Source organism: Devosia lucknowensis, assembly GCF_900177655.1.
Taxonomy (GTDB): Bacteria; Pseudomonadota; Alphaproteobacteria; order Rhizobiales; family Devosiaceae; genus Devosia; species Devosia lucknowensis.
The window spans coordinates 781,150-795,620 of record NZ_FXWK01000001.1 but is presented as its reverse complement, the minus strand read 5'-3'; the positions used below and the strand labels follow the sequence as shown (position 1 = coordinate 795,620).

The window sequence follows — 14,471 nt, the reverse complement described above, 5'->3', positions numbered from 1 at the left end:
GATTGGTCATGGTCTTATTGCCCATAGGGGTCGGCCGCATCGCGCAGACCATCGCCGAGGAAGTTGAAGGCGAGGACGGTGAGGACGACGGCGCCGCCTGGCGCAAGGAGCCAGGGCGCGAGGGAAATCGATCGCAGGTTTTGTGCGTCTTGCAGCAGCACACCCCAGGAAACGACCGGTGGGCGAAGGCCAAGGCCAAGGAAGCTCAGGGCAGTTTCGCCCAGGATCATTTCCGGCACGGCAAGGGTGAGCGCCGCAATGATGTAGGACGTCATCGAGGGCAGCATATGCTTGGTGATGATGCGATATTCGCTGGCGCCGGAGAGACGGGCGGCAAGCACATAATCTTCATTGCGGAGCGCCAGGAACTGGCCGCGCACGACGCGGGCGAGATAGGTCCAGCCGATCAGCGCCAGAATGAAGGTTATGAGCACATAAACAAGCAGCGGATCCCAGACGACGGGGAGCGCAGCGGCAAGGCCCATCCAGAGCGGAATTGTCGGGATGGAGCGGATGAGCTCCATGAGGCGCTGAATGCTGCCATCGATCCAGCCGCCAAAGTAGCCCGAGATCGAGCCCAGCGTCAGGCCGAGGACGAAGGCAAAGGCAACGCCGACGAGACCGGCGGAGAGCGAGACGCGGGCGCCATGGATGAGGCGCGAGAAGACGTCGCGCCCGAGATCGTCAGTGCCCAGGAGGTTGATCTGGTCGCGGCGACCGCCCTCGACACCAAAGAGATGGATGTCGGTTTTGAAGAGGCCGAAGAACGAGTAGTCGCTGCCCGAGACGAAGAGGCGGAGCGGCAGCGGTTCGCTGGTATCGGGCTCATAGCTGACGCGCGTCGTTTCCGGATCGCGGGTCCGCTCGATGGCATAGACGAAGGGGCCAACAAACTGGCCGTCGTGGAAGAGGTGGATGCCGGTGGGCGGCGCCATGGTGCGCAGGCGTTCGACCTTGAACGGGTCATAGGGCGCAACGAACTCGGCAAAGATGGCGGAGAGCGCGAGGATCACAAGGAACCACAGCGAAATGACGGCGAGGATATGCTTGGAAAAGCGGCGCCAGACCAGCTGCCAGGGCTTGGCGGAATAAAGATCTTCCTTCTTGGCGTTGATGGGTTCGGCGGCAAGAGTTTGCTCTGTCATGGCCTGCTCCTCACGCGTAACGGATGCGCGGATCGAACCACGCCAGCAAAATATCGGAAATCAGCGTGCCGACGACGGTGAAGACGCTGAGGATGAGAATGAAGCTGCCGGCCAGATACATGTCCTGCATCTTGAGCGCCTGCAGCAGCAGCGGCCCGGTTGTGGGCAGGTTGAGAACGATGGCGGTGATGACGTCGCCCGAAAAGAGCGCCGGCAGGGCCCAGCCGACCGTCGAGATGAAGGGGTTGAGCGCAACGCGAACCGGATAACCCCAGACGACCTGACGCTCGGAGAGGCCCTGCGCATAGGCGGTCTCGACATAGGGCTTGCCCAGTTCGTCAAGCATATTGGCGCGCATGACGCGGATGAGACCGGCGGCGCCGCCCGTGCCGAGGACGACAAGCGGAATCCAGAGGTGTTGCAGAAGGTCGATGAACTTGCCCCAGGACCAGGGCGCATTCTGATATTGCGACGAAAACAGGCCGCCGACATCGAGCTGCATGTAGACGAAGGCGATCCACATCAGGATCAGCGCGAGGAGAAAGTCGGGCGTGCCTTTGCCGAGGAAGCCAAAGACGGTGAAGACATAGTCGAGCATCGAATACTGGCGGGTGGCGGAATAGACGCCGACGGGAATGGCGATGAGCCAGGTGATGACGAGGCTTGCGGTCGAAAGCGCGAGGGTGATCGCCAGGCGATCCCAGATCAGGCTCGAAACCGGCGCGTTCCAATCGAGCGAATAGCCGAAGTCGCCGCGGAAGATGATGGCGGTGATCCAGCGCCAGTATTGCACCAGCATGGGATCATTCAGACCCATGCGCTCGCGCATCGCGGCTTCCTGCGCGGCAGAGATGTATTCGCCGCCCTGAGCCAGCTGGGCGACGTAAGCGGTGACGTAATCACCCGGCGGCAGCTGGATGATGACGAAGGATATGAACGAGATGAAGAGCAGCATCGGGATCGCCAGAAGCAACCGCCGAAGAATAAAGGCGACCATGACCTGTCTCCAGGAACGCCTGACGATCAAGGGGCAAGGATCGGGCGTTCTTTTCTAACGATATCACCCTTCCGAAGCTGCCTCGGCTTCAGGGGTGCTAGCGGTCACCGGCCCCGAAGGGCCGGTGCCGGGCGCGGCGGGAGGTCCGCGCCCGATGGGAGCGATTATTCCTGCTCGAGCCAGTACTGCTGCGTGCGGGAGAGACCAACTTCGCGGAAGATGTCGTCCATGACCAAATCGGGCTGCACGTTGTGCATGCGGTTCGACACCACGTTCACCACCGTGCCTTCGCCGTGAACGCCGATGACATAGCCGCTCTCGACGAAGGTGCGGATCAGCTCGTTCATCGCGGCATCCGCTTCCTCGATGGTCGGGGCGCTCGATGCGGTGTCCCAGAGATCGTAGATCTTCTGGAAGTTGCTGCCTTCGGGCGGCGCGATGCCGCTTTCACCGTCGGTGCTGTACCAGACATAGGACTGGTTGGCGTAGCTTTCCGAACCCATCATGATGCGCGGATCGGCCGGCACGTAGGTGAGACGGTCGAACACCAGATACTGCATGTCGAAATCGTTGTTCGTGCGGTTGGTATCGAACTGGGTCCGATCCATGACGCGAGGCAGGATTTCGATGCCGATCTCGGCATAGCTTTCCGCAATCAGCTCGAGCTGCTTGGCCAGCGCGGCATCGCCCCCCTGCACCACGATGGTGAAGCGCTTGCCATCGGGACGGAGGCGGAAGCCTTCGGCGTCGCGCTGGTCGAGCCCGGCTTCGTCGAGCAGCTGATCGGCCAAATCCGGATCATACTCGGTCCAGTGGTTCTGCAGATCTTCCTGATAATAGGGAGAGCCGCTGACCGGCGCGGCCTGGATCGGCTTGGCAAGACCCGACTGCGTGAGCTCGATGATGAGTTCGCGATCGAGGCCGACGGAGAGCGCCTGGCGCACCCGCTCATCGGCATAGAGCGCATGCAGGACTTCGTCTGTCGTGTTGAGGTTGGGGATCAGGGACCAGACGCCCGAGCCCAGCCAGGGGACGATGTGGTAGTTCCCGCGTTCCTCGTTGTCCTTGTAGAAATCGAAGGGCTGGACCATGCCACGGTCCTGCGCGTCGATCTGGCCCTGCGCCACCATAAGCGCCAGGCTCTGGGGATCCTGGAACAGGCGGTGATTGATGCGATCGATGTAGGGAAGCTGATTGCCTTCCTGATCGACGGCCCAATAGTAGGGGTTGCGCACCATGGTGACGTTTTCGGCCGGGGCCGGCGTCTCGATCTTCCAGGCGGTCAGAACCGGCAGATCCGGATTGGACCACCAGGCCGTGACGGCGCCCTTCGAGCCCCAGAGATCGGTCCAGCTGGCGACGCCGAACTTGGTGGCGGCGGCAGCGAGCTCTTCCTCGGTCGCGTATTTGTCGTTGAACTGGCTGAGATAGTGCTTGGGGAACAGGAAGCTGGCGCGGTCGAGGCTCGGCTCGCCGGTCGAATCCTTGGCCAGGATCTGCAGGAAATAGACGTAGGGCTGCGCGAACTTGGCGGTGAAGGTGCGCTCGTCCTTGATCTCGATCTCCATCGGCGTGCCGCCGGGTGAGAAGGTCGGATCGATGGTGCCGATGATCTTGGGATTGAGGAAGACGTCCTCGTACCAGAATTTCACGTCTTCGGTGGTGACGGGTTCGCCATCGGACCACTTGAGGCCATCGAGCAGGGTGAAGGTGAATTCGGTGGAGTCGTCGTTGACCGAATAGCTCTCGATGTAGCCGGGGGTCAATTCCGCGGTGCCATCGGGGCCGGCCGCCCACTTGAGCACGCGCTCTTCCATGAGCTTGGTCGGGCCCCAGCGATCGCCCGGACCGCTATAGGCGCGACGCCAGGTACCGCCATACTGGCCGACTTCGAGCGCTTCGACCACCGTGGGGTTGGTCGGCAGGCGCTCCTCGACCGGCGGCAGGCTGCCGGCATCGACCATCTCCGTCAGCATCGGCGATTCCTGGAATGCCCAGGCCATGCTCGTCATCGCCGTGGCGGACAAAGCCACCAGCGCCGCACGGGTGAGCAACTTGTTCAACGTCATGTTCTTCCCTCCCTTTGCCCGGAACCTCCTCCGAGCGGTCGAACGACGCAAAAGCCGGTTAAAATATTTGCATTAATGCGGCAGCGTCGATCCAAGATAACTTCCGTTACCTGCGGAAACAGCACGATCTCCAACGTATTGCTCCAGCAAGTTCGCTACACTATGCACCGTCGAACCCATCAATCAAGATGAAAAAAATTGCATTTGGTGATTGTAATGATCGGCGTTTTGCGGCAAGTCGATAGGGGCCAAAGTGCCGTTGGGAGGGGATTTGGTGGAACATCAGAAGCTTAGTGAGACGCCCCGTCCCCCGCGTCGGGTGCCGCTGTCGGCGCGAAAAAATTCCCAAGCCGGATACCTGCGCCTCCTGTCCGAGGCGCTGATGGAAGAGGAATGGTCGCAGCGTGCGCTGCTGGCCCAGCGCGTCGGATTGTCCCGGCTTGCGGTTTCCGAACTGCTGGCGGGACTCGAAGAGAACGGCTTCGTTGCGGTGGACGGAGCGATCGGCGGGGCGCCCGGGCGCTCCGAACGTCGCTACAGCCTCAAATCCCAGGCGGCGCTTGCTGTCGGCCTCGATATCGGCGGCACGAAAATTGCCGGTTCGGTCGCAGACATGCGTGGAACGATCCTGGCCGAAATCAACGAACCCACTTCCCGCGGAAGTCTGGCCGACCTCGTTGACCAGGCCAGCAGACTGATCGATACACTCTGCGCGGCGGCTGAGATGCCGCGCTATCGCGTGCGGGCGCTGGCCGTGGGCGTGCCGGCCGCGGTGCATCCGACGCATTCGTCGCTGAGCTTCGCGGACAACCTGCCGGGCTTGCAGGAAGGGCATTTTGCCGAGGCGCTGCGGGCCGCGCTGGATGTCGACGTGCTGATCGACAATGACGTGAACCTCGCGCTCCTCGGAGAACTGGTGCATAGCGACGTGCAGCGGCGCGAAAACGTGGCGTTCGTCGCCCTGGGCACCGGTATCGGGGGCGCGCTGGTGGTCGATGGCAAGCTATTGCGCGGTGCGCATGGCGGCGCGGGCGAAGTGGGCTACCTGCCGCTTTTCGCAGGGGACGGACAGGGCGCGATCATGGAGGATCGCGTCGGCGAGGCGGGAATTCGCCGCGCCTATGTCGCATCCGGAGGATCGCCGGACCATTCGGTGCGCGAGATTTTCGAGGCTGCCAGCGAAGGCGTAGAGGCAGCGATACAAACGCTCGACACCACGGCGGATCACGTGGCGCGCGCCGTGCTCGCCATCCTGGCGCTGGTCGACCCCGATCGCGTCGTGCTCGGCGGCAGCGTCGGCTCACGCATGGAACTGATCGACCGCGTGCGCCTGAGGATTGCCCAAGCCTGGCCGCGGGACATCGACCTGCAGCGCAGCCACTCGGGCGGGCGCGCGGGACTTCTGGGTGCGGTCGAACTGGCGCGCGAAAGCATGCTCAAGGCGCTTTTCGGCGCACATCCCGAGCGAGACTAGGGAAGGCTGCGCACGCTCTTCCGCACGATCAGGCGGCACCCCAATTCCAGACGATGCGCAGGAGGGGACAAGGTGGCATTGACGATCCGCAATTCCAGCAGGTTGAGCGCTGACATGCCCATGTGCTGGAGCGGCACCGCGACCGTGGTCAGCGGCGGATTGGTGAATTCGCCCAACGCAACGCCGTCAAAACCAACCACGGACACATCGGTGGGCATGGCGATACCGCGACGGTTCAGCGCTTCGATGACACCAAGCGCCAGATTGTCCGCTGCGCAGAATATGGCGGTGACGCCGTCCAGTCCGTCATGCTGGTCGAGCCAGGCCAACATGGCCCGCTCCCCGAGGTGGGGCAGAAACCCCTCGGCCAAGGCAATGCGCGCATGATCGGGCGCGATTCCATTCACGCGGAACGCTTCAAGGAAGCCATCGTGACGGCGCCGGATCGTGGCGCGGCCTTCCCAGGTCATGTGCAGAATGGTGCGATGCCCCTGGCCGATCAGCCAATCGGTGGCATGACGCGCGGCGAAGCGGTTGCCCGGCGTGACGCTGTCGACCTGCATCTCGTGGTCTTCGCCATTCATCAAGACGGCGGGAATCCCCGACTTCGCGATTTCGCGCAGGAGTTCGGGGCGGTCGTCGTTGAGCAGGAGAATGCCGTCGGCCTCAGCCTTGCGCGCCGCCTCGACAAGCACTGCGCCGCCCAGGCCCGGCTTGTCGATTTCGAACGGCACGATGCGAATGGCGCGGCGTTCGCATTCACGCGACAGAGCGCTGAGCAAGCTCCAGGAGTAGAGGTTGTAGTCGTTGAGGGGCAGCGCGTCGCTGGGAACGGCCAGAAGAACGGTGCGGAGGACGCTGATGGCCGCCTTGTTGCGCCGCTGGGCCAGATAACCCAAGGCGTTGGCCGCGTTGAGGACCCGCTCGCGAACCTCGGCAGAAATCGGCGCGGTGCCGTTGAGGACATGGGACACGGTGGACACCGAAACATCGGCGGCTCCGGCCACATCCTTGATGCCAACTTTTCCCAGGCCTCGCGCCATCGATCCTCACATAGTTCACGATGCGGCACCAACCAATGCGGCGCGGCCGATTCGCAGCCAGGTTCATCCCGGCGCAGCTTTTATATCGACGGCAGGGCCTCCCGGGTCAATCATGACGACCACGCCTTTTCCCGAAGCTCCCCGCGCTTCACCATAGCCCTCACACGCACCGAGGTCGGATAACATGCCCCGTATTGCCAAGCTCGACCGCCTGCTCGCCGTGCTCCGCGAGCGCATCTTCCAGCGCTCCGGCATCTTCGTGCCGCTCAAGCACCGGCGGGCCGAAAATGGCGAACGCAACCTCGCCGCGCTGGAGGATCGCAACGGCTGGACCGACGTCGACCAAAACCTCGTCTGGGGCGAGCCCGATGGTTATTATTGGTTCGGCGGCTCTGTCACCTTGCCTCAGGAAATGGCGGGCAAACCCGTCTTCGGCCGCGTCGAGGCCCAGTTCGGCTCCGTCATGGGCCGCAGCGATCCACAGCTTCTCGTGCGCCTCAATGGCAAGATCGCCAGCGGCGGCGATGGCAATCACCGCGAATTCCGCATCACCTCCAAGGCGACCGGCGGCGAAACCATCGACATTCTCATCGAAGCCGGCACGATCGAAAACCGCCGCCAGCTCGGCCTTGCCGTCGAACTGGTCACCCTCGATCGCCTCGCCGAAATCGTCTATTATGACCTAAAGGTCCCGCTCGACGTCGCTCGACTCTTAAAACCCGACGACGCCCGTCGCGCCCGCCTCCTCCGCCATATCGATGAAGCCATCGACCTCATCGACCTCCGCCCCGGCAATCCCGACCGTTTTGCGGCGAGCCTTGAAGCCGCCCGCACCCGCGCCGACGCGCTCTATGCCGAGGCCGACGCCGATGCCATGCCCCAGATCGTCGCCACCGGCCACACCCATATCGACGTTGCCTGGCTCTGGCGCGTGCGCGAAACCCGCCAGAAAATGGCGCGCTCCATGGCCAACGCCCTCTCGCTCATGGACGAATATGACGACTACCGCTTCATGTATAATCAGGGCGTGCTGCTCGATTACCTCGAGGAGGATTATCCCGAGCTTTTCAGCCGTATCGAAGGCCAGGTCGAAGCCGGCCGCTTCGAGATCGAAGGCGCGCTCTGGCTCGAACCTGACGTCGTCATCGCATCGGGCGAAAGCCTCGTCCGCCACATCACCAAGGGCGTCAAATATCATCAGGAAAAATTCGGTGTGACGCCCAAAATCGTCTGGCTTCCGGACACTTTCGGCTACACCGCCGCCCTGCCCCAGCTCATGGCCCTCTCAGGCCTCGAAGTCTTCATCACCCACAAGATGAGCTGGAACGACACCAACCGCATGCCGCATGAAATCTTCTTCTGGCAGGGCTTGGACGGCACAAAGGTCCCCGCGTATTTCCTGACGACCCAGCGTTACGAATATGACGGGATCAACACCACCTATTGCCCCGATCTCGTTCCCAGCCACGTCATGGGCACCTGGAAACGCTTCAGCCAGCAGGGCCTCCACGACGAACTGTTCCTTGTCTATGGCCACGGCGATGGCGGCGGCGGCCCGACCCGCGGCATGCTCGAAAATGTCCGCCGCATGGAGCGCGGCATTCCCGGCTGCCCAAAGATCAAGCACGAGCCCATGGCGCCCTATTTCAAGCGCCTCGTCGAGCGCATGAACTACGAGCCCGACGCTTTTCCGAGCTGGGTCGGCGAGCTCTATCTCGAATATCACCGCGGCACCCTGACCTCGGTCGCAAAAAACAAGCGCAACAATCGCCTCGCCGAGCAGACCCTCCACGATCTCGAAGTTCTGGCCGTCCTCGCGAGCCAACATGGCATCGCTTACCCCAAGGACACGCTGGAACGGCTCTGGAAAACGGTCCTCCTCAACCAGTTCCACGATATCCTGCCCGGCACCTCCATCGGCTTCGTCTACGAAGACAGCGACCGCGACTACGCCGCGTTCTTTTCCGAAGCCGCAGCCCTACGCGACCAACTGGCCGCGCCCCTCGCGACGGCCGGCACCTACACGGTCCTCAATTCCACGAGCCTCACCCGCACCGATCTGCTGACGCTTCCCACCGGCACGTCGGCCATCGTCGTTGCCGGCGAGACCGTCACGGCCCAAGCCATCACATGCGCCGACGGCTCAACCGAAACCGTTGCCCCCTCCGCCGGTTTCGCGCCCCTCTCCGCCACTGCCCTGACCTTCACCGAGGCAACGGCATCCGCACCCGAAACCACGCTCTCCGTCTCCCCCACCCACCTCGAAAACGCCACGCTCCGCGCCACCTTCAACACCCGAGGCCAGCTCACCTCGCTCTTCGACAAACTCCGCAACCGCGAAGCCATCCAGCCCGGCAAGCTCGGAAACGCCTTCGTCGCCCATCGCGATATCCCGATCGATTTCGACGCCTGGGACATCGATGACTATGTCGAAGACCAGTCCTGGCCCGTCGATACCCTGGTCTCGGCCGAAGTCGTCGAAACCGGCCCCTGGCGCGCCGCCATCCGCTTCGAATGGACCTATGAGAATTCCCGAATCGTGCAGGTGATCTCACTCGCCGCCGACGCCGGCCAGCTCGAATTCGACACCATGGTGGGTTGGCACGAGCACCAGACGCTTCTCAAGACCGGCTTCCCCCTCGCCATCCGCACAGATGTCAGCCGCGCCGAAACCCAGTTCGGCCACCTGACCCGCCCCACCCACGCCAATACATCGTGGGACAAGGCGCGCTTCGAAACCTCGATGCACCGCTGGGTCGATCTCAGCGAGGCCGGGTTCGGCGTCGCCGCGCTCAACGATTGCAAATATGGCTATGACGCCAAGGGCTCGACCCTGCGCCTGACCCTGGTCAAATCCCCGGTCTTCCCATGGCCAGAAGCCGACCAGGGCGAACATCGCCTGCGCTACGCGCTCCTCGTCCACGCCGGCGACCTGCAAGCGGTCCACAACGCCGCCACCGCCTTCAACCAGCCGCTTTGCCTCCTCGCGGGCGCCGCAACGACTGCACCGACACTGGCCTCCGTCGCGACCCTATCAAGCGACCAGATCGCCATCGAAACCGTCAAGCAGAGCGAAGACGGCAAGCGCACGATCCTCCGCCTCTGGGAAACCCAGAACAAGGCCGGCACGGTCACCCTGACGCTGCCGAACGCCACAAGGATCAGGGAAACCGATCTCTATGAGACGGACACGTCCACCTTGGCCGAAAGCGCAAAAACCATCGACCTGGCCTTCAAACCGTTTGAGATCAAAACCATCGCTTTGGGGTGAGGCACCCCCACCCGGCCTCCCCCTGAAGAAGGGGGAGGGGTGCACCGGTGTTGCGCTTCAGCTTCAGCGTCCCCTTCGCCGTCGCTGCCCCTACCCAGGGGAGGCTAGGTGGGGGCCCTCGACCAAGAGAAAAACCCATGATCCCGCCCCTCCCCAGCACACTCCCCCCGCTCCCCGGTTTCAATAACGGCGTCTGGCTCAAGGGCGATTGGCACATGCATTGCCGGCACTCGACGGACAGCTCCAACAACCCCCAATCCCGCATCATCGGCTTTGCCGAAACGCTCGGCTTCGATTATCTCGCCATCACCGACCACGACGTCCACGTCCAGGGCGCCGTCGCCCAGAACACCTGGGCCGATCCCGAATACACATCCGAAAGCGTGCTCCTCTTTTACGGCGCCGAACTCACCGCCCCTCGCGGCCACGTCAACATCCTCTCGGCCGAGCCTTACGATCACCAAGCCATCTTCGACGCCCGCAATGCAAGGGACTGGGATCTCCTCAAACTCAAGCACGACCTCGGCATCCACTGGTCGGCCAATCACCCGCACCACAAGAACCACTATGGGTTCTCGTTCGATCTCGCAGACAGTATCGAAATCTGGAACACCAGCATCTGGCCCAAGAACATCCCGAGCGTCCGCATCTGGGACGATCAATTGCTCTCCGGCCGCATGCTCGGCGCCCGCGGCGGCAGCGATTCCCACCACGGCATGCCCGATGACCCGGCCCTCATCGTCCCCCTGACCATCGAGCGATCAGGCAATTATGTCGGCACCCCCACCACCTGGATTTACGCCACCGACCGCGGCAAACCCGCGATCCTGACAGCGCTCAAGCAAGGCCGCGCCTCGGTCAGCTCCAACCCCTACAACCCCCGCGTCGAACTCCTCGCAGACACCACGGGAACTGGCCAATTCGACATGATGATGGGCGACAACGCCATCCCCACCGGCGCCCACGTCACCTTTGAAGTCCGCCTCTTGGGCGGCGGCATTCCCGGCGCGAATTACCAGGTCCGCGTCATCAAGAACCGCAGCGATTTCGCGACCCTTCTTACCGACGCCACCACCCGCACCGTCCGGTTCACCGACACCCCCTCGCCCACCGATCGCAGCTATTACCGCGTCGAAATCGAAGGCCCCCAGGCGCCCTATCCCGAAGTGCCCAACTCCATGGCGCTCAGCCAGAATATGGTCGCCCTGTCCAATCCGATCTACTTCAACTACGATCCGGAGTTCTGAGGGACGCCGGGGAACGAACACCGGCGCAATCACGAGAGGAGAACGACGCATGGACCATGAAGAAGACCCCGGCCTTGATTTCATCGAAGGTTTCTCGATGCTGGCCGGCGCCATCTGGATCATCGGCGCGCTGCTGATCGGCGCCATGGCGATGCTGGGGCACGGGCGCCTCTAGGCGCCGTGCACTTCGGTCATCGGGCGGAAGTCGGCTGGCCGGGTGAGGCAGGCATCGTAGAAGCGGCCCAGTCTGTTATCCACCACAAGCGCCAGGCGGCGGCATTCATCGAGCGATTGTCTGGTGTCTGCCCCCGCCGCCAGGTCGGTCAGGAATTTTTCGTGCGCAGCTGCGAGGTCGGCGAAGGGCCGTGACCCCGCGATCGTTGCATCGCCGACCAGGATTGCGATGTCCTCGCGGTCGCTCATGCCCTTGAGCGCCACCGAGCCTGCCGGGAGCACGGCCAGGGCCGACGCGGCCGCTGCGGTCGCTGCGGTAACGAGAATATCGTGGCCAACCGCGCGGCATTGCCCCTCGATGCGGCTGGCCACGTTCACGGTATCGCCTATGCAGGAATAATCGAAGCGCTGCTCGAAGCCCATATTGCCGACCAGCGCGGGACCGGTGGCGATGCCGATGCCTATGGCGATCGGTTCGCGCTTGTCGGCATTGAAGCGATCGAGGGCGTTGCGCATGGCAAGGGCCGCGAGGCACGCCTGTTCGGCGTGGCGGTCCACATCGACCGGTGCGTTCCAGAACGCCATGACGGCATCGCCCATGAATTTGTCGATGGTGCCGTTGCGCTCGACGATGGCCGTGCCCAGGACACCGAACAGGCCGTTGAGCAAGGCGACAAGCGCCGATGGTTCGGTGCGTTCCGACAGGGCGGAGAAATTGCGCACATCGCAGAACATGACGGAGAGGTCCCTGATATCGCCCCCGAGCCTGAGGAGGCGCGCATCGGCCTCGATCCGCGTCAGGAGCCGGGGCTCGACATAGTGCGCGAAGGCGCGGCGGATGCGCCGTCGATCGGCATCGGTCACGGTAAAGCGGAAAAAGGCCATGAACGCGTAGAGCAGCAAGGCCCCGATCAGGGCGAAGCTGGGGTCGATCAAGAGGCGCGGGACGGAGAAGGCCCACCAGCTGAAGGCAACCAGGAGTGCGGCCACGACCAGCGAAACGCCCAGTCCGAGCAGCGGGCCAGCGACGACAACGGCGAAGACGATGACAAGGCCCGCCGCGGCGAAGACGAGCATCTCCACTCCGCCGACCCAGTCGGCGCGCTGCAGGAACGTGCCGGTCAGCATCTGTTCTAGCGCCTGTGCGTGAATGGAAACGCCAGGCACGGCCTCGCCCAGTGCACTGGTGCGAATATCGAAGAGGCCACTGGCGGAGGCACCAACCAGGACGATGTGCCCTGACACGAGCGGTTGCAGATCGGCATAGCCGTCGCCCAGAAGGTCCCGGGCCGGAACGTAGATGTCAGGCTGCAGAGTGCGGTAGTACAACCACATGTCCCCGCTCGGCCCGGTGGGAATCGCGAGGTCGCCAATCCGTACCTGTTCGACCGTTCCGGCGCCATCGCCCATGACGAGGAGCGTGGAGACGCCGAGTGCCACGCGCAGCGCTTCCACCGAAAGGGTCGGCAGGACCGCGTCGCCGCTGCGCCACAGCAGGGGAAGACGGCGCGCCACCCCTGCCCCCATCCGATCGAGGCTGGCGACGCCAAGGCCCGATGCGGCATCGGCAAGGATGCCAATCGGCTCGGCCACGCCACCCAGGTCTGGCATGGCCTGCATGGGGTCGGCACCTGTTACCGCCAGGCCGGACTTCGGAACGAGACTGGCCGGTTCGGCGCGGCGGCTCTGGGCAAGACTGAGCACCGTGGGACCCGTTGCCAGGACGTCGGCGAACTGCAGGTCGTAGTCATCGCCCGCTCCCGTCATGGCCCGAGGGGACATGCGATCGGGTTCGCTGAACAGAAGATCGAAGACGACGGCGGCCGCACCCATTTCCGTCAGCCGGGCCGAGAACTCAGCCATGCGCGAGCGCGGCCAGGGCCACTGACCAAGGGCGGCCAGCGAAGCCTCGTCGATATCGATGATGCGGATCGGCAGGTCGGGTGGCGCTTCGCGCGGGCGAAGCTGCTGGAAGGCATCGAACGTCGCCTCCCGGGTGACGACGACGATATAGGGATCAGCGGCGCGAATGACGATGAGGCCTGCGACAATCACAAGGCCAAAGAGCACTGCCAGCCAGCCCCGCCGCCCCATTCCGCCGGGTCCTAGTTGCAGTGCACGTCGGCCACCCGGGCCGAATCCGGCGCCACTTCCGGACGGCCACGGACATCGCGCCGGAAATCGCTGGGCGACATGCCGGACATTTTGCGGAACGACTTGTTGAAGGCGCTGAGCGACCCGAAACCGCTGTCCATCGCCACGGTCAGAACGCTGGCATCGTCGCGCATCAACATGGCCTGAGCATAGGAAAGGCGCAGCAGGTTGATGTAGTCGTTGAGCGTCATGCCCGTCGACTTCTTGAAGACGGTCATGGCGTATTTGGGGTGAATGTCGGCCGCGACGGCGATGTCCACGGAGTCGATTTCCTCGCGAAAATTGCCGGCGATGTAGTCACAGATACGCACGACGATCGGCGACGTGTGCTGGTCGAGGCCGTCGGCATCGACGATGGGATCGACATCCGGGAGAAGCCGGTAGGGCGAAAAGCGCAGGCGTTCGATCCGCAGAAGCATTTCATCGACAGCCAGACTGGCCTTCATGGGATCACCCGAGCGGGTGTAGTCGAGCCAGCGCTGGAAGTTGACCGGATCGGCAGCGTCGGTGGCACTGGAGACGAGGGTGGAACCCTGCATCAGTCGTGCCTGGACATCGGATGGCAGGCGCAAGCGAAAGAAATGCACGAGCGGCAAATGGCCTCCGGCATAGACCAGGTCGTCCGAAGCGTCATCGAGGCAATGCGGCTGGCCTCCCCAAAAGAGGGCGAAATCGCCAGCTGCGAAGCGGGCTTCGTGACCGGACATGCGATAATGCGCCCAGCCGCGGACGATGTAGTTCACCTCCACCTGGGCGTGCCAGTGGGCCGACCTCATGAGGCGTGGAGACGTCACAAACATCTGCAGGGCCGTGGGCAGGCGTTCGACGCCGTTCACCCGAGGCTCGTAATAGAGGGGAGAATCCATCTTACTTTCCGCCCGGTCCGCCTACTCTAAA

10 protein-coding genes are annotated in these 14,471 nt (G+C 63.4%); 4 read left to right on the top strand and 6 right to left on the bottom strand.

Going from position 1 to position 14,471, the window contains the following annotated elements; genetic code table 11:
- Positions 1 to 14: 14 nt before the first annotated feature.
- From CCK88_RS03715 to CCK88_RS03705, 3 genes are all read right to left on the bottom strand, one after another.
- A complete protein-coding gene (locus CCK88_RS03715; protein ID WP_086469180.1) occupies positions 15 to 1,145 on the bottom strand; it encodes an ABC transporter permease in 1,131 nt (376 codons plus the stop codon).
- Positions 1,146 to 1,155: 10 nt separating this feature from the next.
- The gene (locus CCK88_RS03710; RefSeq protein WP_086469179.1) at positions 1,156 to 2,142 is read right to left on the bottom strand and encodes an ABC transporter permease; all 987 of its coding nucleotides are present in this window, start codon (positions 2,140 to 2,142) and stop codon (positions 1,156 to 1,158) included.
- 164 nt (positions 2,143 to 2,306) lie between these two features.
- Positions 2,307 to 4,211 carry an ABC transporter substrate-binding protein gene (locus tag CCK88_RS03705; protein WP_086469178.1) on the bottom strand — a complete coding sequence of 635 codons (1,905 nt, stop codon included), beginning with the start codon at positions 4,209 to 4,211 and terminating at the stop codon, positions 2,307 to 2,309.
- A gap of 274 nt (positions 4,212 to 4,485) precedes the next feature.
- Between CCK88_RS03705 and CCK88_RS03700 the strand changes: the two genes are divergently transcribed.
- On the top strand, positions 4,486 to 5,685 hold the full coding sequence (locus CCK88_RS03700) for an ROK family transcriptional regulator (protein ID WP_140048874.1): 1,200 nt from the start codon (positions 4,486 to 4,488) through the stop codon (positions 5,683 to 5,685).
- Here the strand turns inward: CCK88_RS03700 and CCK88_RS03695 are convergent.
- The gene (locus CCK88_RS03695; RefSeq protein ID WP_086469176.1) at positions 5,682 to 6,728 is read right to left on the bottom strand and encodes a LacI family DNA-binding transcriptional regulator; all 1,047 of its coding nucleotides are present in this window, start codon (positions 6,726 to 6,728) and stop codon (positions 5,682 to 5,684) included. The genes CCK88_RS03700 and CCK88_RS03695 overlap by 4 nt on opposite strands.
- Positions 6,729 to 6,912: 184 nt before the next feature.
- On the opposite strand from CCK88_RS03695, the gene CCK88_RS03690 reads away from it, so the two are divergent.
- The 3 genes from CCK88_RS03690 to CCK88_RS18745 all read left to right on the top strand — a co-directional run bounded on the left by CCK88_RS03690 (position 6,913) and on the right by CCK88_RS18745 (position 11,421).
- On the top strand, positions 6,913 to 9,999 hold the full coding sequence (locus CCK88_RS03690; protein WP_086469175.1) for an alpha-mannosidase: 3,087 nt from the start codon (positions 6,913 to 6,915) through the stop codon (positions 9,997 to 9,999).
- Between the two features lie 137 nt (positions 10,000 to 10,136).
- Positions 10,137 to 11,246 (top strand): CehA/McbA family metallohydrolase, encoded by a 1,110-nt coding sequence (locus tag CCK88_RS03685; RefSeq protein ID WP_086469174.1) that lies wholly within the window; start codon positions 10,137 to 10,139, stop codon positions 11,244 to 11,246.
- 49 nt (positions 11,247 to 11,295) lie between these two features.
- Positions 11,296 to 11,421 carry a hypothetical protein gene (locus CCK88_RS18745; RefSeq protein WP_280173802.1) on the top strand — a complete coding sequence of 42 codons (126 nt, stop codon included), beginning with the start codon at positions 11,296 to 11,298 and terminating at the stop codon, positions 11,419 to 11,421.
- On the opposite strand, the gene CCK88_RS03680 is transcribed toward CCK88_RS18745, so the two are convergent.
- Both CCK88_RS03680 and CCK88_RS03675 read right to left on the bottom strand, forming a co-directional pair.
- Positions 11,418 to 13,514, bottom strand: coding sequence for a CHASE2 domain-containing protein (locus CCK88_RS03680; RefSeq protein ID WP_086469173.1), 2,097 nt, complete (start codon positions 13,512 to 13,514; stop codon positions 11,418 to 11,420). The two genes, CCK88_RS18745 and CCK88_RS03680, sit on opposite strands and share 4 nt — an antisense overlap.
- An 11-nt stretch (positions 13,515 to 13,525) precedes the next feature.
- The gene (locus CCK88_RS03675; RefSeq protein WP_086469172.1) at positions 13,526 to 14,440 is read right to left on the bottom strand and encodes a helix-turn-helix domain-containing protein; all 915 of its coding nucleotides are present in this window, start codon (positions 14,438 to 14,440) and stop codon (positions 13,526 to 13,528) included.
- Positions 14,441 to 14,471 lie beyond the last annotated feature (31 nt).